Below are 24926 nucleotides of genomic sequence, written 5' to 3' on the forward strand. Positions count from 1 at the left end.
CGGGGTGGCGACGGCGCTGACCTGCGGCCGCGCCCGGGCTACTCGTGGTCGGGCCGGGCGCCGAGCGGGACCAGGGCGGGGACCGTGCACCGGCTGGTGACCTCGACCGCCGTGCCGGTCTCCGCGGCCTCCAGGAGCCGTTCCATGACGTCGAGGACGTGGTATGCCAGCTCGCCCGACGCGCGCGGCGGTGTGCCGTCGCGCAGGGACCGGGCCAGGTCCGCGACGCCGTAGCCGCGGGCCGCGTCGCGGTAGCCGGCGCGCTCGGGGACGTCGATCCACTCCTGCGTCGTGGCGGTGAACAGCCGCACCGGACCGGCGAAGTGGTTCGGGTCGGGGACCGACAGCGAGCCCGCGCTGCCGTACACCTCGATCCTGGGCAGCCCGGCGTCCCAGATGTCGAAGCTCATCATGAGCGTCGTCAACGCGCCGCCGGTGTGCTCGAGGATGCCGGTCACGTGGGTGGCCACGTTCACCGGGAAGACGGTGCCGGCGCGCGGTCCGGCACCGATCTCGCGTGTCCCGCGCGGGGCGGCGGACATGCCGGTGACCCGGCGGACCGGGCCGAGCAGCGTCACCAGCGCCGTCAGGTAGTACGGCCCCATGTCGAACAGCGGGCCACCGCCGGGCTGGTAGTAGAACTCCGGCGACGGGTGCCAGCGCTCGTGACCGGGGGTGACCATGAACGCGGTCGCCGCGACCGGGGTGCCGATGTCGCCGGCCGACAGGCTCGCCCGGGCCGTCTGCAGCCCCGTGCCGAGGACGGTGTCGGGTGCGCAGCCGACGACGAGGCCGGCGCGGGCCGCGGCGTCGAGAACGCTGCGCGCCTCGGTGGTGTTGGCGGCCAGGGGCTTCTCGCCGTAGACGTGCTTGCCCGCGGCGATCGCGGCGAGCGCCACGGCGGCGTGGGCCTGCGGCACGGTCAGGTTCAGCACCACGTCGACGTCGTCGGCGGCGAGCAGCTCGTCGGGCGATCCCGCCAGGACACCGGGAAGATCCGCGGCCAGGGCGGCCGCGCGGCCGGCGTCGAGGTCGGCGACGCGGGTCATGGTGATGCCGGGCAGCCGGGCAAGCGTGGCGGCGTAGGCGGTGCTGATCTTGCCCGCGCCGATGATGCCGACGTTCAGCGCGTCGCCCATGCCAGCCCCCGCGTGATGATCTCGTCGTGCTCGGGGACCTCGAGGTCCTCGAGGCGGTGCCCGACGGTGGTGACGAACACCTTGCCGGCGCCCCACCGGGTGGTCCACACGACCGGCATGGCGACGCCGTCGACGTCGGTGACCGCGTGGACCTCGATCGACGGGTCGACGTGCACCCGGTACTGCTCGGTGTGGACGGTGAACGGGCCGATGCCCGCGACGACGGGGTGGTCTGACGTGGGCCGCACCTCGTAGGTGACGAAGTCCGGCGGGTGGTGCACGAACTGGCCGCCGGTCAGGTGCTGGTAGTCGGGGGCGGCGCGGAACGCGTCGATCATGCCGCCGTGCCAGCCGGCGAAGCCGGTGCCCGCCCGCACGGCGGTGGACAGGCCGAGCAGCTGCTCGGGCGTGATCGTGCCCATCGTCCAGCACTGCACGATCAGGTCGGCGCGGCGCAGCAGATCCTCGTCGAGGTAGACGTCGAGGGTCTCCGACGTGACGACCTCGGCACCCCGGTCGCGCAGCCGGGTGACGTAGCGGTCGGTGGCCTCGACGGGGCGATGCCCCTCCCAGCCGCCCCGGACAACGACAGCGACGCTCATGCCGTCACCTCCGCTTCGCTCCGGCAGCGGCATGAGCTGCACCTGCGTTCCTGATGAGCGGCCCCTCCGCTCCGCTGCGGACCGCTCATGCCCGCCGCCAGGTGTGGGCCGGGGTGAAGTCCAGCAGGTCGCGGCTCAGGCGGGTGGAGACCGGCACGGCGAAGCCTTCCAGCGGTTCGGTGACGACGGATTTCGGATGGTACCGGCTGATCAGCTCCGCTGTCGGCCGTAGTGCGGTGGTGTCCGGTGCGGCGACGGTGACAACGGCGTGGCCGTCGACCGGCCGGGTCAGGGCGGCGACGACCGCGCCCGCGGCGTCGCGGGTGTCGATCCAGCTCCACAGGGCGCCCCGGTCGCCGCCGGGGTCGGCCTGGACGTGCGCGAGGTGGTGCCGCAGCCGCTCGCCGGTGCCGATGAACGGGAAGCGCAGGCTCACGGCGGGGATGCCGTGGCGCCGGCTGACCGTCGCGGTGACGAGTTCGCCGACGTGTTTCGAAAGCCCGTACGGGTCGTCGCCGACGTAGGGGTGGTCCTCGGGCAGCGGCAGCCGCAGCGGTGTCGCGCCGCGCCCCGACCACGCCAGCCCGACGGCGGACAGGCTCGACACGTAGACGATCCGGCCGACGCCGAGCGCGCCCGCGGCGTCCAGCAGGTGGTACGTCGAGCCGACGTTGTTGTCGAAGACGTCCTCGCGCAGCGGGTCGGGGGTGGCGGCGGCATGCACCACCGCGTCGACGCCGGCGAGCAGCGGGCCGAGGCCGGTGAGGTCGCGCAGGTCGCCGAAGACACGATCGTCGGTGGGGCTCGTCCGCAGTGGCGTGCGGTCGTGCGCGCGGACACCGTGCCCGTCGGCGTGCAGCCGCGCGACCAAGGCTTGCCCCAGCATGCCGCCCGCGCCGGTGACCAGGATCTTCACGCCACGCTCCTCCCCCGCCTCGTCCGCGTCATGCTCTGTTCTCCGGTACGAAGTTGGCGGTCAGCGCCTGGTCGCCGGTGACCGTGAACGTGTATTCCCGGGCGGTGGACACCTCCGCGCCGCCCACGGTCCAGTTGACGAAGCGGTAACCGGACGTGGCCTTGGCCGATGCGGTGACCTGGCTGCCGTGCTCGTAGCAGCCGGGCCTTGTGTCGTTGCCCTCCAGCCGGACGGTGCCGGCACCGCCGGGAGACACCGACGCGGTGACGTTGTGCTCCACGATGTTGATCACCATCACGTCGTACAGCCTCGCCCGTCCCGCGCTGGTGGTGCCGTTGTAGCGCATGAGGTTGACGACGGTGACGTTCCCGCCGGCGACCTTCACGGTGTAGCCGTCGCCCCCGAGATTGTCGGTGCCCAGGTTGAAGACCCGGACGTCGCCGGAACGCACGATGAGCCCGTTGTGCAGGCCGTAGCCGAACGCGTCCGCGACGGTCAGCCGGTTCGCGCCGTCGACGGTGATCAGGTCCGCGTACTTGCGTGTGTAGCCGTCGATCACCTGCGGGAAGAGGTCCTTGCCCAGGACCCAGTTGGGCGGATAGAAGCCGGTGCGCACGAACGTGTTGCCGTTGCTGAGCATGCCCTCGATCCGCCCGCCGTCGCTCTTGCCGACGGTGACGCCGTGCCGCACGAAGGTGCCCTTGATCTTCCGTACCAGGAAGTGGTCGTTGCGATAGGTGGCCATGTCGATGGCGTTCCACGCGTTCGGCAGGCCGATGTTGACGGCGTAGGTGCCGCTGCCCTGGCCGCGGATGGCGTAGGGGTAGGGCACCAGGCCGCCCGGCGCCGCCGGGTTGTTCTCCGGGTAGAACACGCGCAGGCCGCTGACCCCGGCCCGTTCGCCGCGCAGGGTGATCGCGGCCTGGTCGGTGTCCGGGTCGGCGGTGTCGCGCCCGGCGTAGGACATCAGCACGGTGCCTGCGCTGCGCCCGTCCTCGTCCCGGTTCGGCACTGAGGACGCACCGCGCAGCTCGACGCCGGCCGGCACGACGAGACGTCCTTCGAGCCGGTACCAGCCGGCCGGGAGGTAGACCACGCCTCCACCGTCGCGCCCCGCACGGTCGAGCGCGCGCTGGATGCCCTCCGTCGCGTCCTGCGCCGGGACGTAGCCGTTGCCGCGCAAGGTGTTGTACGGGGCCTTGCTCACGTCGTAGAGGACGTTGCGCCCGGGCTTGACGACGGCGGATCCTCCGTCGTCGGTGGGCGGGGTCCCGGCGAGCCGGTACACCGTTCCCTGGACCGCGCCGACGAGCTTGGTGCCGGTGAGCTTGACGTAGCCGCCCCCGTTGTTCACCACCGCGGCCTGGCTGCCTTCCAGGTCACTCGCGGCCAGTGCCAGTCCCCACCGCGAGTCGAACTGGTCGACCTGCAGGGCGATGTCGGTGCGCAGCAGCCGCACGCGCTGGAAGATGCCGGTGAACTCGGCCCGCAGCCCCCGCACGACGTGGATGCCGATGCGGTAGTCCGTCGCGGACAGGTCGGCGAACTGGTCCCACTCCAGGTCGCCGAGGATGAACCCGGTGCCGTGCGCGCGGGTCCACGCGTCGAGCGCGGTCCGCCGCGGTGGGTTGTACGCCGCCGGGGCCTGGGCCCAGTAGGCGTTGCTCAAGTCGACGTTCTCCCACGTGCCGACGTCGGCGCCGTTGTAGGCCTCGACGCCTGCCAGCAGTGCCGTGCCCTTGACGTTGCGGACGGTCGCCGACTCGTGGGTCTGGCCGTTGCCGGGCGGGCGGCCCCGCTCGTCGCGCATGGTACTGATGCCGATGCCCCGGTACGAGTTGAGCATGGTGACGTCGGAGACCGTGCTCATCATGTAGTTCTCGTCACCGGCCCAGGCGCTGCCCGGGATCTCGAACGTGAAGTTGTAGGGCACCGGCGCGGTCGCGCTCTGCCGCGGGTAGTAGGTGGTGACGCCCATGACGCCGGCGCTCCCGCCGATGCGGAACAGCACGGGGCCGTTGTCGCCGGCGGGGAGATCGGCGCTCACCACGGTGCCGTAGGCGCCGCGGCCCTGGTCCGGGTCGCGCCGGTCGCCACGCAGCGTGCAGAAGGCCGGCACCTCGACCGTGTCGGTGACCCGGTAGCTGCCCTCGGGCAGCCAGACGGTACCGCCGCCCGAGTCGTAGCAGTCGTACAACGCCGCCTGGATGGCTGCGGTCGCATCCTTCTTCCCCGTCGGGTCGGCGCCGTACGCGGTGGCGTCGAAGTCGGCGACCACGGCGTCGGTGGTCGGGTACTTGGTCTTGACCAGCGTCGGCGACGGCGCGGCGGCGCGCTGGTCGCGGATCTGGAACCCGGCCACGTCGATGCCGGTGAGGCCGGGGGCGTAGCCGGTGAGGTTGAGCCGGACGTACCGTGCGGTCGCGGTGGGGAACCGGGTCCGCGACGAGCTGTTACCTCCCGGGGCTCCGGACCGGCCGACGACGGCGTAGGCGGCGCCGTCGGTGGAGACCTCGACGGTGTAGTCGGGCGAGTAGGCGTTGCCCCACTGCACCGTCACCTCGTTGACCGGCCGCGCCGTGCCGAGGTCGGCCCGCAGCCACTCGCCACTGCCGCCGTTGCCGCTGCGCCACGCGGTCGTCGCGTCGCCGTCGTTCGCCGCGGGCGGGCTCGAACCGTCGGCGCTGCTGCTGGCGGTGAGCGTGGCGTGGCGGGCCAGGTCGGTGTCGACGGCCGAGGCGCGCAACGCCTGGTAGGTGCCCTGCAACGCCCGCAGCACCACCGCCACCTGCGCCTCGGTGGCCGAGGCGTCGTCGAGCACACGCTGTGCCTGGGCGACGGCCGTCGCGAGTGCCGGCTTGGAGCCCGGAGGATATTGCCCGTCGCGGGTACCTTCGCGCGCGGCGTAGAGCGCCAGGTTCGCCGAGGCGACGAGGTCACGCAGACCGGCCTTGACGTCGAGCCGGCGCGGAACGACGGTCACCCGCACGGCGGCCACCGTGAGCTCGACCGGGGAGCCGTCGTGGGTCAGGCGGAAGTCCGATCCGTTGGTGCGGTTAGTCAGGATGGCGTCGTCGAGGACGAAGTCATGGGACTTCCACGTCTGGCTGTCCCCGTAGGTGACGACGTCCGACGGCTTGAACTTGTCGATGAGCTCGTCGCCGGGGGAATCGTAGTGCAGGAAGAGCGTGCCGTTGCCCGCGTCGAGGTAGTCCACGCTGACCATCACGATGTCGGTGGTGTCGTACGCGTAGCTGTCGGCGACGTTCATGTACAGGTAGTTGGTCGCCGGCGATGGCGCGGCGGCGTTGGTCCGCCAGTAGCCGCGGCCGGCGATCGTGCCGGTGACGAGCCCCGCCTCGTTGTCGCCGGCCCTCGGGCCGAGACCGGTGTCGGTCGCGGTGGGGCCGAGGGTGGCCTGCGGTCCGGTCCTGGTGATCCGGACCTGGGCGACGGTGATGTCCGAAGGGGCGCCGCCGGTGACCCCGGCGAGGCGCAGCTCACCCGCGCCACCGGCGGTGAGCGCGGCGCCGTCGAGCCCGACCGCCGCCAGCCGCCAGGCATTCGTACCGGCGAGGTCAGCGATCGTCTTCGTGTCGCCGGACGCGGTGCGCAGCGTCAACTGTCCGCTGCCGGCGTCGTGGTAGGTGACCACGACGACGATCGGCGCCTGCGCCACGCTCGAGGCGTAAGCGGCGTCGGGCGTGACGCCGACATAGCTCGTGCCCGCGGCGACCTGCGTCTGCCAGTACCCCCGGCCGTCGAGTGTGCCGGTGCGCAGGCCCGACGGGTCGTCACCGCCGCGCACCCGCACGCCGAGCGTGACCACGTCCGGACCGAAATCCGCGCCGATGCCGCGCGGGTACATGACCGGGCCCGTCGCGGCGTGCGCGGCGCCGACGGGCACGAGGAGAGCGCTCGCCAACAGCAGGACCGGCCAGATGAGGGACCATCGCTTGCTTCGGGGACGCCTGCGGGTTGTCACGGGTTGCCTCCGGGATCGTCCGATCTCATGCTTTCACCGCGCCCATCAGGCCGTTGACGAAGTACCGTTGCGCCGCGACGAACAGGATGATCACCGGTATCACCACGATCAGCGCGCCGGCCATCAGGACGTTGTAGTGCTGCACGGCGCTGGACTGCAGGTTCTGCAGCGCGATGGGCAGGGTGTACGTGCCGGGGTCGTTGAGTGAGACCCGCGTGAGCAGGTACTCGTTCCAGGTCGGGAGCGCGGTGAGGACGGCGATGGTGATCAGGACCGGTCGCGACAGCGGTAGATAGATGGTGGCGAAGATGCGCAGTTCGCCGGCGCCGTCGACGCGTGCCGCCTCGCGCAGTTCACCGGGGATGACGTCGAACGCGTTGGTCATCATGAGGATGGACAGCGGTGCCGAGCCGTTCACGAAGGGCAGGATCAGCCCCCAATGGCTGCCCAGCAGCCCCAGCTTGTTCTCCAGCAGTACGACGGGCAGCAGCACGGTCACCCCGGGCACGAACAGCAGCACCATGAACAGCCGGTACAGCGCCTTGCGCCCCGGGAACCGCAGCACCGAGAACGCGTACCCGGCCGCCGAGTAGATCACCAGCACCAGCAGCACGGTCAGCCCGGTGACCTTCAGGCTGTTCAGGAAATAGTCGAAGAAGTGCAGCTCGTTCCAGGTCTCGGCGAGGGTGTGCAGGGTCGGGCGGTGCGGGATCAGGTTCCCGCCGGCCACCACCTCGACCTGGTCCTTGAACGCGGCGGACACCATCCACAGGAACGGGTACAGGCTGATCGCCGCGTACAGCAACAGCAGCAGACCGACGGCGATGCGGGCCAGCACGGTGGGCAGCGACCGACGCACGGTCTCGGCGCTCACGTGAGCCTCCGCATGGCTCGAAGGTTGATCGCGGCGAGGAGCACCGCTGCGGCGAACAGCATCCAGCCCAGCGCACTGGACAAACCGAGGGTCGGACCGAGCTGGGACAGGAAGGCCAGCCGGTACGTCTCGAGGCCGAGGACGTTGGTGTGGTTGCCGGGGCCGCCGTTCGTCATGACGAGGAAGGTCTGGAACCCCTGCAGCGAGTCCCGCACGGCGAGCAGGACGATGATCGCCGTGATCGGCCTCAGCAGCGGCCACACGACGTGGCGGGTGATGTGCCACGAACCGGCGCCGTCGACACGTGCCGCCTCGACGAGCGTCGGGTCCACGGCCTGGAGGCCGGCCAGGTACAGCATCATGGACACCGGAACCGACGACCACACGGTGATCACGATGAGGGTCGGCAGCGCGGTCGACGGGTTGCCCAGGAAGCCCTGCGGCTGTTGGAGACTGCCCAGCCCGAGCGAGCGCAGCAGCAGGTTGACCGCGCCGTCCGGTTGCAGCACGTACATCCACGCGAAGTACACGGCGATGCCGCTGGTCACCTGGGGCAGGAAGTACACCGAGCGCAGCAGGGTCTTCAACCGCCGCACCGAGTTGAGCAGCACGGCCAGCGGGAAGCTGACCAGGACGGTCAGCACGGGAACCGCGATCATCACCCACATCGTGTTGAGCGCGGCCTGGTGCACGATCGGCGCGTACCTGGGATCGTCCCACAGCAGGTCGGAGTAGTTCTTCAGGCCGACCCAGTGCCAGTTCGGCGTGAAGCCGTTCCAGGTGGCGAAGCTGAGCGAGAACCCGTATCCGATGGTGTAGGCGCCCATCACCGCGAACAGGATGACCGCCGGCGCCACGAAGGCGGCGCCCCAGGCCACTTCCGAGGGGCGGTACCTCGTCTTGCGGCGGCTCGGGGCCCGCCGGGTCGGCGACGGGCCCTTCGCGATCGTCGATACAGCCATTACTGCTTGGTCCAGTAGGAGTCGATCTGTTTGGTCATCTCCGCGCCGGTCTCCGCGGCGCTCTTCTTCTTCAGTGGGGTGTAGTCCATCAGGGTCGAGGCGACGGGGGTCCCGTCGTACGCGTTGGGCCGGTAGGAGGTGTCACCCGGGTTGTACGCCGAGGGGCCGGACCCGAACGCCTTGATCATGGCGCCCAGCGCCGGGCCGACCGCGGCGGCCGGGTCGGCGCCGAGGTCCGTCGGCGGGATGTCCAGCGCCTCCTTGGCGAACGTGGCCGACACGTCCGCCTTGGCCAGGTATTTGAGCCACTGGATGGCACCGGCCCGGTTCTTGGTCGTCGACGACACCGACATGCCGGTCAGGGTGAACGGCGCCAGGCTCAGGTTCTTGACGGCGCCGCCCGCCGGTGCGGGCACCGGGAACGTCACCACGTTGCCGGCGTCGAACCCGTTCTGCGCCAGGAACGCCAGGGTGAACGTGCCGCCGATGTCGAACGTCGACTTGCCCTGGGCGAAGGCCAGGTCCGCCGCGTCGATGTCCAGGCTCTGCGTGCCTGGCATCCAGTACGGGGTGACCTGGCCGTAGGTCTCCAGCACCTGGGCTCCCGCCGGGGAGGAGAAGTTGCTGGACTTGTCCTTGCCCCACAGGGCGTGGAAGCGGTCGGGGCCGAGCATCCCGTACGCCATGGGCTGCATGAACCACTCCAGCCCGGTGGTGGGGGCCTTGAATCCGATGGTGACCCCGCCGTTGGCCGGATGCTTCGCCTTCACCTTCTCCAGGTCGGCGATGAAGTCCTCCCACGTGGTCGGGGCGGCGGTGATGCCGGCGTCGGCGAGCCGCTGCTTGTTGGCGTAGACGATGCCGAACGTGCCGACCGTGAGCGGGACGCTGAACCGCTGGCCCAGCTGGATGCCCTTGGTCTTGGCGTCCTGCGCCAGCGACTTCTTGTAGTACTCGTCGGTGACGCCGCCGTCCTGCCGGACCTGCGGCAGGTAGTTGTTCAGCCAGGCGTCGTCGACGTCCTTGGCCAGGTCGGTGAGCAATCCGGCGGCGCCGAAGGCGAGGTCGTCCCCGTTGGTGTGCACCTCGAAGAGGTCGGGCAGGTTCTTGGTCTGCGCGGCCGCCTGCACCTTGGTCACGTACGCGTCGTCCGGTCCGTACGCCTCGACCTTGACCGAGATGCCCGTCTCCTTGGTGAATCCCTCCGCGACTTGCTGCAGCGCCTTGACGTGGGACTGTTTGAAGGTCCACATCACCAGTGTCTTGCCGGACGAGCTGCCGTCCGAGTCACCGCCGCAGGCGGTGGTGGTGGCGCCGAGTGCCAGCGCCACCAGGACGGCCAGCGCCGGCCGCCACGCCCGTCGTTCATGTGTCATCACGGTGCCGACCCTTCGCGTCCGGGGCGCCATCGACATGCGCCACTTAATCCAGAGAAGCTAAATCGAATTGATGTACTGTGTCAACCACGTCACAGCTGCGAAGAGGTGGACACAGCGATGCACTCACTGGACTCCGGCGGACCCGGCTCCGCGCAGGTCGACGTCCCGGCACGCGACGACCCGTCGCCTGACGTGCTGGCGGCCGCGCCGTGGACGGCGCCGGCCAGGGCCGCCCGGATCACCCGGGTACGGACCTTTCTGTGCGCGCCGCAGGGCTGCCCGTACCTCATCGTCCGCGTCGAGACGGACCAGCCGGGGCTGTACGGACTGGGTTGCGCCAGCGACCCGCAGCGCACCCTGGCCGTGCGCGCCGTGCTGGACGAGTACCTGGGCCCGCTGGTTCGTGGCCGGGACGCCGGCGACATCGAGGACATCCACCGCCTGCTGCAGAACAGCGGCTACTGGCGGGGCGGTTCGATCGCCAACAACGCCCTGGGCGCCATCGACGTCGCGCTGTGGGACATCAAGGCCAAGGCCGCCGGGATGCCGCTGTACTCGCTGCTGGGCGGCCGGGCACGGCACGGCGCCGAGGCGTACACCCACGTCGACGGCGCGGATCCCGGGGAGATCGCGGACAAGGTGGACGCCGCGGTCGAGGCGGGTTACCGGCACGTGCGCGTCCAGGTGGCGGTGCCGGGCGTGGACACCTACGGTGCCGCGCCCGCGGGTGCCACGCAGGCCCGTCGCCGGGCGGACCGGCGCGGCACCTGGGACTCCCCCGCCTACCTGCGCCATGTCCCACCGGTGCTCGTCGAGGTGCGGCGCCGGGTCGGCGACGGGGTGGAGCTGTTGCACGACGTACACGAGCGGCTCACCCCCGCGCAGGCCCGGCACCTGGTCGCTGCTCTCGCCGACGCGGGGCTGTACTTCCTCGAGGATGCGCTCACGCCGGAGGACAGCGCGTACTTCGGCCAGCTGCGGGCCGCCGGCCCGGTCCCGCTGGCGGTCGGGGAGCTCTATGACGAGGTGAGCCGATACCTGCCCCTGCTGGAGCAGCGGGCCATCGACTTCGCGCGTGTGCGGATACCGACCCTGGGGGGGCTGACCCCGACCCGCAAGCTGGTCGCCGCGTGCGAGCTGTTCGGGGTGCGTACCGCGCCGCACGGACCGGGCGACGTCAGCCCGGTGGCCCAGGCGGCCAATGTCGCGCTCGACGTCTCCACGCCGGCCTTCGGCATTCAGGAGGCGGCCCGGTTCCGCGACGCCACGCTGGAGGTCTTCCCCGGGGCGCCGGTGCCGGAACGGGGCAGCCTCTACCCGGCCGAAACGCCGGGCCTCGGGGTGGACTTCGACGAGACCGCGGCTCGCCGGTACCCGCCGCCCCCACCGCTGCACCACGACCGCTGGGCCCTGTTGCGCGGCACCGACGGCGCCGCGCACCGGCCCTGACCATGTTCCGAGCGGCGGCCGGACGGCACCGGCCGCCGCGTCGGTCAGCCCAGCAGCAGCGACTGCGGCTGGACCGACAGGATCTGGTCGAGTACCAGGCAGGCGGCGCCGATCGCACCGACGTCGATGCCCAGCCCGGTCGTGGTGACGGCGGTCGGGTGGATTCGCTCCACGAACGGGGAACTCTCCACGATGCCCGGGATGATGGCCATGAACCGGTCCGCCAGCAGCGGCCAGATCGGCCCACCGAACACGATCATCTCCGCGTCCACCAGCGTGGCGGCGGCGCTCACCCCCCGCCCCACCCGGACCGCCCAGCGATCGATGATCTCGCCGGCCGTCACGTTGCCGGCCGAAGCGTGCCGGCACAGGTGCCGCAGGCTCTGCTCCGCGTCACGCGGGCCGACCGGCTTGAACTCCGGACCCAGCACCCCGTGCTCGATCGCCTCGGCGACCAGGGCGTTGGTGGTGCAGGCGGCGTAGAGCCCGCCGACCTCGCCGGCGTTGCCGGAGAAGCCGCGCAGCACCACGTCGTCCACGACCAACCCCATGCCTGAGCCGGTGCCCAGGTAGAAGAACAGGAAGTTGCCCGTGTTGGTGGCCGCACCGGCCCAACGCTCGGCGACGGCCGCGGCGATCACGTCCTTGTCCAGCAGGACCGGCAGCCCGGTGGTCTCCGCCAGGTAGTCGCGTAGCCGGACCCGGCCCCAGCCGGTGAGCTCAGGGGGCGCGATGACCAGCCCGGACGTCACGTCCACCGGTCCCGGCGCGGCGATGCCCACCCCCAGGATCTTCTCCCGCGGTACCCCGGAATCGCGCACGAGCGCATTGATCGACTCGCTCATCTCGATCAACGTGTGGTCCGGGTCTGCCGCCTCGGGCGTGGGCCGCTGCGCACGCGCCACCACCTTGCCCAGCAGATCGAGCACCACGAAGGTGACCACCGCCGGATCGAGGTGGACGCCGACGGCGTACCGCGCGTCCGGGTTGACCTGGAGCAGCCGCCGCGGCTGGCCGCTGCCCGAGCTGCGGGTGCCGGCCTCACGGGCCAGGCCGGTGTTCAACAGGCGCCGGCAAATGTTCGACACGGTCTGTGCGGACAGGCCGGTGGCCTCGACGAGCTCCACACGGCTCAGCCCGGCCGGCACCCGGCGGATGGCGTCGAGCACCACCGACTCGTTGAAGTCGCCCATCCGTGGCAGGTTGGTGCCACGCCTGGTCGGCAACCGCTTGTCCACTGTGCTCCCATGACGGCCGATGTTGCGCGAATTCCTCCATCAAATCGATTTAGCTTAGCATCCGATGGCTGTCGACATCGTCGGCGCAAGGATCGCCGGACGCAACCACGCCCCGGCCATGCCCTTCCTGTGGGGCTGGTTCCTGACCGGGCGGCCGTGCCTTACAGCTTGCCGGCGGACGGTCCACGCCCACCGGTTGTCACCGGCCAGGTGAGCGCGGGGCTTCGCACCTTCGCGGCGTGTGCCGCGATCTCGGCCATGTCGGGCCGGGCGAGGGTCAGCAGCCCGTAGCGGAGCTTGACGCGTTCGTTCTGGACTTGCGGGAAGTTGGTGTCCCAGTAGTTGTTCGCGACCCAGCTCAGCAGCAGCGGATCAGCGCTGCGTTCGATGGCGTCCGGCGGCGGTCCGAAGTGGAACCCGCCGATCTGGACCAGTGGCGCGTCGGGCGTGAGCAGCGCCACCGCACCATGCCCGTCCCACAATGCCGCCGCCGACTGGACCGTCACCCAGCCGCGGGATGCGCCGGGCAGCTGATCGTCGTCGAGCGTCACGACGTGGCCGGCCGTGTCGAACGCGGCCTGCCACCCCGCTTCCATCGCCAGCGGCAGGGCGAAGTAGATGCCGGTGGGGGAAGCGTCCCCGGCGAGGTCGATGTCGATGCCGATGTGGATGACGGGGTCGTTCGCGTCGAGGCTGAGGCGCTGGACAAGGCTCCTGGTGCCCGGCGCGGCGAAACGGCGTACCAGGCTGACGCGTCCGGGTCGTTCCTCCACGGTGCAGCTGAGCACCCGTTCGGCGGGTTCACGCATCGGCGTCCACGGCCGCCAGCACGACTCGTCGAGCATCTCCAGGTCGAGGTTGCGCTGATAGAAGGCGCGCCTGCTGTCATCGACGAGTGGGTCGGGCCGTTCCCGGATGAACGACATCAGATCCATCCCCGGCCTGGGGCGCAGGACGGTGCGACCGGTGGCGCGATCCACCAGGGCGATGATCCGCCCGGAGTCGGGATCGTAGGTCAGTTCGTGGAACGGCGATCTGATGCGGCCGGTGGCGGCGACACGGTCGACGGCGGCGGCGAAGTTCAGCTCGCGAGCCGACTTGTGCCGCGCAATGATCTCGTGCACCGGCTGGTCGGGAAAGACGGGCTCGGGCAGGTCGTTGATGCCGATGATCTGCCAGGCTCGAGGTGCGAGATCGATCGGTCCGGACACCCGGCGCGGTTCGTCCGGGGCCGGTGTCCGCCAGGGCCGGTTCTCGTACGCCATCCGGCTGGCCCGATAGGTTCGCTCGTTGGACGGGGTCGGCGCGACGAACCAGGCGCCGGGAAGGTCGAGGGTGACCGTGCGGGGGTGTTCGGTGGGGTTGCACACCAGCACACCGGCGATCCGCTTGTCCGCGACCGGGTTGCCGGCCAGGCGTTCGAGCGCGTCCATGACGGCGAACGCGGCCAGCTCATGGCCCTGGTGGGCGCCGGCCTGCTTCATCGTCTCGATTGCCGTGGCCTGGGGGTTGTCCGGTTCGGTGTTCCAGTGGCTCCAGGTGTGCTCGTCGAACAGGTCGACGTGCTCGGCCGCCTCGGCGATGAGGGCCGGGTCGGCCTTCAGCGCCTCCGCGGCGGCGAGCAGTGGTTTGGATTGCTGGTTGACGGCGGTGGCCGTCGGTGTGCTGGCGGCGCCGAAGTTCCAGTAGTCGGTCCAGTCGCCGCGAAGGGTGGCGACGTCCTCGTCGGGTATGCGGAGGATCCGCTCTCTGAGGTCGTCGAAGGTCGCGTACCGGATCCGGGGGCCGCGTCGCTCGTCGTTCCAGCGGCGGATCAGGCCGGGCAGGTATGGGTTCGGCGGCGCGTTGTCCCACATGATCGGGGAGCAGGTCGAGGTGAGGTAGACGAACGGCAGCCGGTAGCCGGTCCGGGTCAGTCGCTCGTGGAAGGCGTTCCAGCCGTCCGCCATCCGGTCCACCGAGTCGTCCCAGGCGTTGAGGAGCTGGTCGAACATGGTGTAGTGGCTGCCGTTGAACACGCGGAGCCGTCGCCCGGACGGCGCCTGCCAGGCGAACAACCCGGGCCGGGGTGCCGCGGGCTGGCCGAGGTGCCGGTTGATCGCCATGACGAACAGGTCGACGCCCGCGTCGAGCAGTTCGTCGGCGATCGGCCACGGGACGCCGTTGACGTCGTGCTGGCAGGCGACCGCGATCGGCCGGCCGACGACGTCTTCCAGCTCGCGCTTGCCGGCCAGCAGGCGCCGGATCCCCGGCCGGTCGATCAGGGCGCTGACGTGCCAGCGCAGCGCGGACAGCCCGATGCGGCCCTGGTCGCACAGGTTCCTGAACCGCACGATCTGGTCCGGGGAGGCGTCGGCCAGCCAGCGCCGGACCGGCTCGGTCGCCTCGCACGTCCATTTCGGCCGGCAGTCTTCGGGCAGGTCTGCGGTCTGCTCCAACCAGTCCAGGGCCTGGGAGATGTACTCGGCCTGCAGCCGCCACAGGATCGGCTGGGAATGGGTGTAACCGACGTCGAGGTGGCTGTGGTGCAGCACGAGGATTTCCTCGATGCCGGCCGCTTCAGCGGTCACTTGGTGGCTCCTGTGGTGAGTCCGGCGATGAACTGCTTCTGTACGGCGAGGTAACCGGCAACGGGGATGACGGCCGCCAGGAACATCACGCCGAACAGCTGGGCGTAGTTGGTGGAGTACTGGCCGAGTGACAGATAGAGCCCGGTGGTGATGGTCTGTCCGTGCAGCGGACCGAGAATGAACTGCGGATTCATGAAGTCGTTCCAGATCCACAGCGACAGGAAGATCGCGACGGTCGCGGTGGCGGGGCGCAGCAGCGGCATGACGATCGTCCACCAGATGCGCAGCATCCCGGCGCCGTCCATGGCCGCCGCCTCCACGATCTCGCGGGGAACCGAGCGCAGGAAACCGGAGTAGACGAAGACGGCGAAGGACAGGTACCCGCCGCCGACGTTGGCAAGGATCAGGCCGGCATAGGTGTGGTCCAGATGCAGGAACGTCAGGATCCTGATGGTGGGTAGCAGCACCACCGCGGGCGGAATCATCAGGCCGGCGGCGAAGACGGCCAGGATGATGCGCCGGAAGCGGGCCGGCTTGCGGGTCAGCCAGAAGCTGAACGCTGCACCGAGCGGGATGACCAGCAGCAGCGAGGCGACGACGGTGACCGCGGAGTTGGTCAGGCCGATTTGGATGATCTTGTCGGATCGGGCCAGCGCGTCGCTGAGGTTCTGCGTCGTCGGCGGCGCGGGCGGCGCCGACGGGTTGCGGATGATCTGGTCCTGGGTCTTGAAGGCGTTGACGATCGTGAGGTAGATCGGGCTGACGAAGGCCAGGGTCAGCAGTGCGACGGCGGCGAGGTGTCCGCGGGCGGCCCAGGGCCGGCGGCCACCGTCCGGTACGGGGGCGATCGGCTTGCCGGTCCGGCGCTGCCACGTCGACGTCGGGGCGGTCACAGGTCCACCTCCCGGCGGCGCAGCAGGCCGGTTACCGACAGCGCGATGACGGCCGAGACGAACAGGAGCAGCATGGCGACGGCCGAGGCGTAGCCGAACCGGTCGTCGGTGAAGGCGAGCCTGACGATGTACAGGGCGGTGGACTGCGTGGAGTCGGCCGGGCCGCCGGACGTCAGGGCGGCGATGATGTCGTAGAGCTTCAGCATCGTGATCAGCGAGATGGTGACGCTGATCGTGGTGCCCGGCGCCACCATCGGCAGCGTGATGCGCCGGAACCGCTGCCAGGGTCCGGCGCCGTCGACCATGGCGGCCTGGTACATCTCGACCGGGACCGACTGCAGCGCGGCCAGGTGCACGACGGTGGTGAACCCGGTCAGCACCCACGCGGCGACCAGGCCGACGGAGAACATCGCCAGCCGCGGGCTGCCCAGCCAGGTGATCGGCGCGCCGATGATCCCCGCGCCGACGAGTAACTGGTTGAGGATGCCGTCCTGAGCCAGGATGTAGTGCCAGACGAAGCCGACGATGACCCCGGACAGCACCTGCGGGAGGAAGGCGACGGTGCGCATGATCCGGAAGCTCAGCGACGTCTTGTTCAGCAGCAGCGCGAACCCGATCCCGGCGGCGTTGGCGGCGATCGTCACCGCGCCGGCCATGACCAGGGTGAAGGCGAGGCTGGCGGCCAGAGCGTCGTCATCGATCATGTCGGTGTAGTTGGCCACCCCGACGAAGCTGGCCTGGGCCAGCAATGGGTTCTCGTTGGTCAGGCTCTTCCAGGCGCTCATGATCACCGGGACGATGATGAACAGCGCGTACAGGCCGAGGGCCAGGACGGCGAGGGCACCGAGAGCGGTATCGCCGCGGTGACGGCGGACGCGAAAGGTCATGACGTGTCCTTGGCAAAGGTCGATGAGAGACGAGACGGCGCCGGGCCACGGTCGGCCCGGCGCCGGCATCGAGGGTCACTTGGTCGCTTTGTCCCAGGCGGCGTCGAGTTTGGCCATCTCGCCGGCGATGTCGTCGGAGTTGTAGAGCGCCTGGCTGGCCGCGTAGTAGGCGTTGTTCAGGCCGGAGGGCATCGAATCGTCGTTGGTCGCCCAGCCGAACGCCGAGACCTTGGTGTTCTGGTTCTGGACGTAGGCGTAGGAGTCCTTGAACACCTGGGTGACGTCGACGTTGTAGTCGGCGAGGGTCTTGCCCTTGAGCATCGGGAAGGCGCCGTCGCCCTCGATGAGGGCCTTGTAGTTGGCCGGGTCCAGCGACCAGACCTGGGCGAACGCCGTCGCCTTGTCCGGGGCGGCGGTCTTGGCGCTGATCGCCATCGAGCCGCCGACCGCGAACGGCACGACCAGGGAGCCATCGTCGGTGGGCGTCATGAACGCGCCGAAGTCGTCGGCGTGGTCCTTGGGCACCGAGCCCAGGAACCAGCTGCCCATCATGTACATGGCCGCCTTGCCGGAGGTGAAGTTCGTGATCGAGTCGGCGTACTTGACGCCGAGCGCGCCGTCCTCGAAGTATCCGTTCTTGGCAAGCGTCCGGTACTTGGCCACCGCGGTCTGGACGTCGGCGTCGGCGAACTTGACCTTGTGCGCGTAGCGGTCCTGCAGCCAGTTCGGGTTCTTGCCCAGCACGTCGGCCGACAGGATGCCGGTCAACGGCATCGACGCCGCGAACGGGTCACCACCGCCGAGTTCGAGGGGGGTGATGCCGGCCGCCTTGAGCTTGGCGCAGTCGGCCAGGAAGTCCGCCCAGGTCTTGGGCGGCTCGCTGATGCCGGCCTTGGCGAACAGGGTCTTGTTGTAGAAGACCATCGGGATGATCTGCGAGTTGGTCGGCGGGATGTAGACGTTGCCCTTGTAGGCGTTGCCCTTGGGCAGCAGGAAGTTGGCGTCCACCCAACTTTGCTCGTACGGCTTGAGCAGGCCGGCCTGGACGAACGTCGACGGGGTGATCGACTGCAGAAGGTCGGGAAACTGCCCGGAGGCCTGCAGCTGCTTGGCGTAGGAGTCACGGTCGGTGCTCGGGGCGACCAGTTTCTTGACGGTCACGCCCGGAACCTGCTTCTGGGCGTTGGCGATGGACGTGTCCCAGAATGACGCGGTCAGGCTGGGTGTTTCGAAGGTGAGGTAGGTGAGCGTTGTGGACCCGTCCTTTGCGCCGTCGGGCGACGCAGCAGAGCACCCGGCGATCAGAACGAGCCCGGCGGCAAGGCAGGCCGCGAGCAGACGATTGTGCCGCATGTGAGCCTCCAACGGAGGATGTGGCCCGGGCCGATGAGACGGTTGGGCGCCGGGACGACGATGGGATAACGTTATCCGGCGAGGATAGGCCCGGATCGCGGGAATGTGTCAAGAAGCGATCTGATAACGACGCCGTAACACGACGAGGAGAACGCGGATGAGCCCTGCGCGGGACGGGAACGGAAGCGGGGGCCGGGCCAAGCGGCCGACCATGGTCGACGTCGCACGCGAGGCCGGGGTGGCCCTGCGCACCGTGTCACGGGTGGTCAACAACGACCCGACGGTGGGGCCCGAGTACGTCGCCAAGGTCGAGGCGGCGATCAGGGCGCTGCGCTTCCGCCCGGACGAGCGGGCCCGCCAGCTGCGCACCGGTGTCGCCGGCACGATCGGCGCGGCCGTACGGCGCATCGCCGAGGCCAACCCGGCCCTGGCCGCCATCGAACAGACCGCCCGCGCCGCGGGGCTGACCCTGCTGGCCTCCTCCACGGACTTCGACGAGTCCCGCGAACGCGACATCCTGGTCTCGATGTGCCGGCAACGGCTCGACGGCATCATCGTCGAGCCGTTCGGCGAAAGCCACGGCTACCTGGAGCCCGAGCTGGAGGCGGGCATGCCGGTGGTGTCCATGGACCGGCCGATGAGCGGGCTGTCGGTGGACTGCGTCATGGCCGACAACGCCTCGGGCATCGGCATGGCCTTCCACCATCTGCACCAGCACGGACACCGCCGCATCGCCTACATCGGCGACAGCGAACAGGTCTTTTCCGGCCGCGAGCGCGCCGCCGCCTTCCGTGCCGCCCTGGTCGCCCACGGACAGCCCGTGAACGGCCTGGTCCACCCCGGCGACATCACCGCCGAGCGGGTCGCCGCGGCCCTGGACACCGCACTGGACGCCGCCGATCCGGCGACCGCGCTGGTCACCGGCAACGTGGACACCACCATCGCGGTGCTGCGCCGGCTGGGGCCGCAGGCGGCCTCGCGGCTGGCGATCGTGGCCTTCGACGATGTCCCGCTCGCCGACCTGCTCCAGCCCGCGCTGACGGTGATCGCCCAGGACACCGCACGGATCGGCCACACCGCGGTCGAGCTGCTGCGCGCCCGCATCGCCGATCCGTCCCGGCCCGTGCAGACCGTCATCGTCCCCGTCACGCTGACCGTCCGCGGCTCCGGCGAGGTGCCGGTCCCGGCGGCTACGACGGCGTGACAAGGTCTTGACAGAACTGCGAGGCACCCCCACTCTTTCGAGATAACGTTATTCGGCGGCGATTCGGCGGCTGCCGAATAACGTGATCGCGTGAGGGGTTGATCCGCGTCCCCCCGACTCAGCACGTTCACACTGCCGAGCATGGACGAAATCTCTCACGAGCGCCGCCCACCGCTGCTTCTCGATGAGAGGTCCATCCATGAAGCTCCCGCCCCTGCCCAGACGGGCCGTCAGCATCGGCGCCGTCGCGGCGCTGGCATGCGCCCTGCTGAGCACCATCCTGGCCCGCCCGGCCATGGCCGACTCGGTCACCGCCAACCAGGCCTGGCGTATCGCCCAGCAGTACACCGGCGTCTGGACCAGCCCGCCCACCGTGCTCAGCGGTGGTGGGACGGTCGACGCGCCACTGCTGGGCAACGGCGACATCGGCGTCGCGATCGGCGGGTCGATCGCGAACCAGACGATGTACATCGGCAAGAACGACTTCTTCTCCGGCTCCAGCCACGCGATCAAGCCGCTCGGCCGGGTCGTGGTCACCGCCGCCGGGATGACCGGCTCGTCCTACAACGTGGTCCAGGACATCGCACGCGCCGAGGTCCGCGGCACCTACACGCTGGGCGGTCAGACACTGAGCACGACCAGCTGGGTGGACGCGAACCGGGGCCTGTTGGTCACATCGTTCACACTGAGCGGCGGCAGCGCGCAGAGCATCGGCGTCACGCTGCAAAACGGCTCCGGCGGCAGCCCGGCCGTCACCACCACCGGCAACAACCTCGACGCCGACGTGGTCGCCGACACCGGGACCGGCAGCGATCCGCGCGCCCGGATCGCGGCACGCACCATCGGCCAGACCCAGTCGATCTCCGGCAACAAGATCACCCTGACCATGCAGCCTGGTACCACGTCCACGCTGGTGGCCGGGATCGTCTCCAGCATCGACAGCACATCCTGGCAGTCGAGCGCCGATGCCCTGGTCACCGGCCTCACCCAGCAGGACGTGGACAACCAAAAGGCCTCGCACCGTTCCTGGTGGCAGGGCTACTGGTCGCAGTCCTACGTCGAGATCCCCGACAAGGCCGTGGAGAAGAGCTGGTACGGCTCGCTGTACCTGCTCGCCTGCGTCTCACGGGCCGGCAAGTTCGCGCCCGGGCTGTGGGGCAACTGGATCACCGGAGCCATGAACTGGAACGGTGACTACCACACCAACTACAACTACCAGACCCCGTTCTATGCGGCCCTGTCCACCAATCACATCGCGCAGATGGCCGCCTACGACCAGCCGGTGCTGGACTGGCAGTCCGCCGGCCAGACGCTGGCGACGCAGAACGGATTCACCGGCGTGCTCTACCCCGTGGGCATCTCACCCAAGGGCACCAGCGCGGACATGAACCTGCACAACCAGAAGTCCAACGCGGCCAACCTCGCCAGCGACATGGTGATGCGCTTCGAACACACCCGTGACACCGCCTACGCCAACACCGTCTACCCGTGGCTCAAGCAGGTGGGCCTGTTCTGGCAGAACTACCTGACCTGGGACGCGGCCAACAACCGGTATGTCATCACCAACGATGCCCCGCACGAGGACCAGTCCTACCCGCAGACCAACAGCAGCATGTCGCTGGGCCTGGTGAGCCTGCTGTTCCAGGGCCTCATCGACATGAGCACCGCACTGAACGTCGACTCCGGCACCCGCGCCACCTGGCAGAACATCCTGTCGCGCCTCAGCAGGCCCGCGACGTTCACCCGCAACGGACAGACCGTCGTGCGGGAGACCGAGGTGGGCAGCGACTTCATCGACGACGGCAACGACATCGCCGCGCAGTTCATCTACCCGGGCGGGCTGGTCGGCCTCAACAGCTCCGCCACTGACCTGCAGAACGCGCGCAATACGATCGGCCAGCTCGGCAATGCGTGGCACGGCGGCAACGCGCCGGCCACCTTCTACGCGGCCGCCGCCCGGGTCGGCTACAACCCGTCGACAATCCTGTCCAACCTGCGCACCGAGGCGACCACCTACGCCTACCCCAACATGCACATCCATCACAACGGTGGCGGCATCGAGAACATCAACGTCACCACCTCCGGCCTGGACGAGATGCTGCTGCAGTCGTTCCAGGGCGACATCAAGGTGTTCGCGAACTGGCCGGCGAACACGGACGCGAAGTTCGGCGATCTGCTCGCCTACGGCAACTTCCTGATCTCCAGCAGCAAAGCCGCCAACGCGGTGCAGTACATCCGCGTCGTCAGCCAGAGCGGCGGCAGTCTCACCTTCACCAATCCCTGGCAGGGCAGCGTCCAGGTCTACCGCAACGGCACCGACACCGGATCCGTGTCCGGCTCGAAGATCACTATCGCCACCTCGGCCGGCGACACCCTGCACCTGGCCCCGGCCGGGACACCGCTCGCGACGATCCAGACTCAGTTGACCCAGCCGCTGCAGTCGGGTGCGACCGGCACCTTCGGCTCCGGCTTCGAGTCCAGCGACACGCCCCTGACCTGGTCGGACACGGTGGACACCACCGGCGGCGGCCGGTCGAACGTCACCGGGATCTGCTGCGGGGTGACCGGCCCCGAGTCCGGGATCCGCACCGGCGAAACGACGCACGCCGGCAGCAGGTCCCTGATGTTCTCCGGGTCCGGGCAGGGCGGCAGCAACGTGTACGCCTACATGAAGTTCTACGACCTCAGCGGTAGCCCGCTGGCGATCGGCACCAGCAAGACCCTCAGTTACTGGATCTACCCCCAGAGCAACGCCACCAGCACCTGGGTGCCCGCCGGCTCCAACAACAGCACGTGTGTGGCGATCGATCTGGTCTTCACCGACGGCAGCACCCTGAGGGACTCCGGCGCCGTGGACCAGGCCGGCAATCGCCTCCACCCGGCCTACCAATGCGGTCGCTTGACGCTCGACACGTGGAACCACGTCACCGTCAACCTGGCCGCCAACAACGCCAACAAACAGATCAGCCGGATCCTGGTCGGCTACGACCACCCCAACACCACCGGCGGCTACCGCGGCTACCTCGACGACCTGACCATCAGCTGACCGTGCGACAGGAGGTGCCGTCGTGAACATCAAGCCACTCGAAGTCACCATCGAATCCGGGCTCGAGGCGACGATGCGCGACGGCACCGTCCTGCGCGCCGACACCTATCGGCCGGCCGGCGACGGCCCGTGGCCGGTCCTGCTGACCCGAACCCCCTACGGCAGACAGGACGCGGGTGTGCTTTCCCGCCTCGACCCGATCCGCGCCGCCGCCCGTGGCTACCTGGTCGTCATCCAGGACTGCCGCGGCCGGTTCGGGTCGCAGGGCCGATGGGAGCCCCTCGTCCATGAGGGCACCGACGGATACGACACCGTCTGCTGGGCGGCCACGCTGCCTGGATCGGACGGCCGGGTCGCGATGTACGGACCCAGCTACCTCGGATACACCCAATGGGCAGCCATCCACACGCTGCCACCCGACCTGCGCGCCGCCGTCCCCGAGTTCACGTGGGCGGATCCCGACGACGGCCTGATCACCCGCGGCGGCGCGTACGAGCTCGGGCTGGTGACGCACTGGACGTTGACCCTCGGGTTCAATGTTCTGCAGCGCCGGTACGCCGGCAGCTCCACGCGGCTGCGACGGCAGCTCGAAGCGTTGAACACCGCCCTCGACGGCCTGATCGGGCACACGTACTGGGAGCTGCCTGCCGACGAGGCGCCGACGCTGCGCCGCCTGGGCCTGCCGAAGCCGATGGCAGGCCACTGGTCAGCCACGCCCGCCCCCATCCCGACGCTGACCGTCGCGGGCTGGTTCGATGCCTTCCTGCAGGGAAGCCTCGACAACCACCGCTCGGCCCGCGCCGGCGGGACGCCTGCGGCACTGATCGTCGGCCCATGGTCGCACGACAACCAGACCAGCCAGATCGGCGAAACCGACTTCGGCCCGATCGCCGATGCCGCCGGCCTGGACGGCGACAGGTCACTGCTGGAGCGGGAGCTGGACTGGCTCGACCGGCATCTTCGACCTGACCCTGATACGGAACAGGGAGAACCACCGGTCTTGCTGTTCGTGATGGGGGCCGGCGAATGGCGCCGCTTCCCAGCCTGGCCGCCCGACGCGGTCGACGCCCCCTGGTATCTGCGAGCCGGCGGCAGGCTGTCACCGGACGCGCCACCGCGGTCAGACTCGCCACCGGACACGTACTACCACGATCCCGGCGACCCGGTCCCGACGCTCGGCGGTGCGCTCCTGCTGGCACCGCAGTTTCCCGCCGGGCCCCGGGATCAGCGACTGGTCGAGCAGCGCGACGACGTCCTGGTCTACACCAGCGAGCCGCTGCGCACGCCCCTGGAGGTCGTCGGCCGCATCACGGTCCACCTGTTCGCGGACACCACGGCACGCTCCACCGACTGGGTGGCCCGGCTGTGCGACGTCGACATCGACGGCATCTCACACAACATCACCGATGGTGTCCTGCGGACACCTGACAGTGACCGGACGGCGGAGCACGTGATCGACCTGTGGTCCACCGCCCACGTGTTCCTGCCCGGCCACCGCTTGCGCGTGCAGATCGCCTCGAGCTGCTTCCCCCGATGGGATCGCAATCTCGGATCCGCGGACGCGGCCGCGGAAAGCAGCGAAGCCCCGACCGTACCGAACGCGATGCCCATTGCCCGCCAATCCGTCTACCACGACGCTGCCCGACCGTCGCGGATCGTCCTTCCGATCCTCCGGTCAGCCGCACGGTAACCGCAGCTCCGACAGCAGTTTCGACAACACGCACAGCAGTCTTGACAACACGCCGAGAAAGGCCAGCACCGCAATGTCGCCTGTTCGGGGATACGAAGCCGAACCATGCCACCCCATCACCGGAGTCGTAGGCACCGGATTCCGATCAGCGGTCGCCGGCCTCGGACCGGGGCTTGTGCTCGCCATCGACGGGCCGGCCGCCGTCGACTGGGACAGCGTCGCCGCCGAGACCGGCAATGCGCTGACCGCCCGGGACCTCGCGGTCAAGCAGATCGACATGCGCGAGCACCTGGCGGCATGGTCGGACATCCTCGAACTCACCGCGTCAGCGGCCCTGCACGACGACCCGGACTTCGCCCCCCTGTCGCAGGCGAGCCTCGCCGACTTCTTCACCGACCTACCCGAGCCGGACGCCAACCCCGACGCCGTAACCGTCGTGACCGGACCAGGGGCGGCCCTGGTCGCACACCACGTCCTGTGGTACGCCGACCTGCCCAAACGATACGCAGAGGCCGCGATCACCGCCGGGACCGGACGCAACCTCGGCCAGCCGGCCGGCACCGGCCCGGGCACGACACGCCGCCTCTTCTACATCGACTGGCCCGTGCTCGACCGGCACCGCGACCACATCATCGGCGACATCAACCTGTGGCTGGACACCCAGAACCTCCCAACGCCCGCCTGGCTGGACGGGCCGACGCTGCACACAACCCTCGCCGACCTCGCGGCACGGCCGTTC

The 24926-nt window shown here is 69.8% G+C and carries 16 protein-coding genes and 1 pseudogene; 5 read left to right on the forward strand and 12 right to left on the reverse strand.

What is annotated here, in order from left to right:
• Positions 1 to 38: 38 nt before the first annotated feature.
• From ACGFI8_RS44595 to ACGFI8_RS44625, 7 genes are all read right to left on the reverse strand, one after another.
• The gene (locus ACGFI8_RS44595) at positions 39 to 1139 is read right to left on the reverse strand and encodes a Gfo/Idh/MocA family protein (RefSeq protein WP_392814307.1); all 1101 of its coding nucleotides are present in this window, start codon (positions 1137 to 1139) and stop codon (positions 39 to 41) included.
• On the reverse strand, positions 1124 to 1741 hold the full coding sequence (locus tag ACGFI8_RS44600; RefSeq protein WP_392814309.1) for a ThuA domain-containing protein: 618 nt from the start codon (positions 1739 to 1741) through the stop codon (positions 1124 to 1126). The genes ACGFI8_RS44595 and ACGFI8_RS44600 overlap by 16 nt, the downstream gene beginning before the upstream one ends.
• An 85-nt stretch (positions 1742 to 1826) precedes the next feature.
• The gene (locus ACGFI8_RS44605; RefSeq protein ID WP_392814311.1) at positions 1827 to 2657 is read right to left on the reverse strand and encodes an NAD-dependent epimerase/dehydratase family protein; all 831 of its coding nucleotides are present in this window, start codon (positions 2655 to 2657) and stop codon (positions 1827 to 1829) included.
• 28 nt (positions 2658 to 2685) lie between these two features.
• Entirely contained in the window at positions 2686 to 6582 is a 3897-nt protein-coding gene (locus tag ACGFI8_RS44610) for a discoidin domain-containing protein (protein ID WP_392814314.1), read from the reverse strand.
• 85 nt (positions 6583 to 6667) lie between these two features.
• Complete coding sequence (locus tag ACGFI8_RS44615) at positions 6668 to 7516, reverse strand: carbohydrate ABC transporter permease (protein WP_392814317.1); 849 nt, start codon at positions 7514 to 7516, stop codon at positions 6668 to 6670.
• Positions 7513 to 8478: a carbohydrate ABC transporter permease gene (locus ACGFI8_RS44620; protein WP_392814320.1), complete on the reverse strand. Its 966-nt coding sequence runs from the start codon at positions 8476 to 8478 to the stop codon at positions 7513 to 7515. Before ACGFI8_RS44620 ends, ACGFI8_RS44615 begins: the two co-directional genes overlap by 4 nt.
• A complete protein-coding gene (locus ACGFI8_RS44625; RefSeq protein WP_392814322.1) occupies positions 8478 to 9854 on the reverse strand; it encodes an ABC transporter substrate-binding protein in 1377 nt (458 codons plus the stop codon). The genes ACGFI8_RS44620 and ACGFI8_RS44625 overlap by 1 nt, the downstream gene beginning before the upstream one ends.
• Positions 9855 to 9974: 120 nt before the next feature.
• On the opposite strand from ACGFI8_RS44625, the gene ACGFI8_RS44630 reads away from it, so the two are divergent.
• Positions 9975 to 11306, forward strand: coding sequence for an enolase C-terminal domain-like protein (locus ACGFI8_RS44630; RefSeq protein WP_392814325.1), 1332 nt, complete (start codon positions 9975 to 9977; stop codon positions 11304 to 11306).
• A 44-nt stretch (positions 11307 to 11350) separates the two neighbouring features.
• Here the strand turns inward: ACGFI8_RS44630 and ACGFI8_RS44635 are convergent, their stop codons facing one another.
• The 5 genes from ACGFI8_RS44635 to ACGFI8_RS44655 form a co-directional block, all read right to left on the reverse strand.
• Entirely contained in the window at positions 11351 to 12499 is a 1149-nt protein-coding gene (locus tag ACGFI8_RS44635) for an ROK family transcriptional regulator (protein ID WP_392814327.1), read from the reverse strand.
• A gap of 206 nt (positions 12500 to 12705) precedes the next feature.
• Entirely contained in the window at positions 12706 to 15114 is a 2409-nt protein-coding gene (locus ACGFI8_RS44640; RefSeq protein WP_392814330.1) for a glycoside hydrolase, read from the reverse strand.
• Positions 15111 to 16007, reverse strand: coding sequence for a carbohydrate ABC transporter permease (locus ACGFI8_RS44645; RefSeq protein WP_392814333.1), 897 nt, complete (start codon positions 16005 to 16007; stop codon positions 15111 to 15113). The genes ACGFI8_RS44640 and ACGFI8_RS44645 overlap by 4 nt, the downstream gene beginning before the upstream one ends.
• Positions 16004 to 16894 carry a carbohydrate ABC transporter permease gene (locus tag ACGFI8_RS44650; protein ID WP_392814334.1) on the reverse strand — a complete coding sequence of 297 codons (891 nt, stop codon included), beginning with the start codon at positions 16892 to 16894 and terminating at the stop codon, positions 16004 to 16006. Before ACGFI8_RS44650 ends, ACGFI8_RS44645 begins: the two co-directional genes overlap by 4 nt.
• Positions 16895 to 16969: 75 nt before the next feature.
• Positions 16970 to 18247: an ABC transporter substrate-binding protein gene (locus ACGFI8_RS44655; RefSeq protein WP_392814337.1), complete on the reverse strand. Its 1278-nt coding sequence runs from the start codon at positions 18245 to 18247 to the stop codon at positions 16970 to 16972.
• A 157-nt stretch (positions 18248 to 18404) separates the two neighbouring features.
• Between ACGFI8_RS44655 and ACGFI8_RS44660 the strand changes: the two genes are divergently transcribed.
• From ACGFI8_RS44660 to ACGFI8_RS44675, 4 genes and pseudogenes are all read left to right on the forward strand, one after another.
• Positions 18405 to 19451, forward strand: a complete 1047-nt coding sequence (locus tag ACGFI8_RS44660) for a LacI family DNA-binding transcriptional regulator (RefSeq protein ID WP_392814339.1) — start codon at positions 18405 to 18407, stop codon at positions 19449 to 19451.
• 199 nt (positions 19452 to 19650) lie between these two features.
• Entirely contained in the window at positions 19651 to 22497 is a 2847-nt protein-coding gene (locus ACGFI8_RS44665; RefSeq protein WP_392814342.1) for a hypothetical protein, read from the forward strand.
• 22 nt (positions 22498 to 22519) lie between these two features.
• On the forward strand, positions 22520 to 24187 hold the full coding sequence (locus ACGFI8_RS44670) for a CocE/NonD family hydrolase (protein ID WP_392814344.1): 1668 nt from the start codon (positions 22520 to 22522) through the stop codon (positions 24185 to 24187).
• A gap of 175 nt (positions 24188 to 24362) precedes the next feature.
• Positions 24363 to 24926: pseudogene (locus ACGFI8_RS44675) on the forward strand (hypothetical protein); the annotation flags it as partial.

This window comes from Dactylosporangium sp. NPDC048998, assembly GCF_043197855.1.
Classification (GTDB): Bacteria; Actinomycetota; Actinomycetes; order Mycobacteriales; family Micromonosporaceae; genus Dactylosporangium.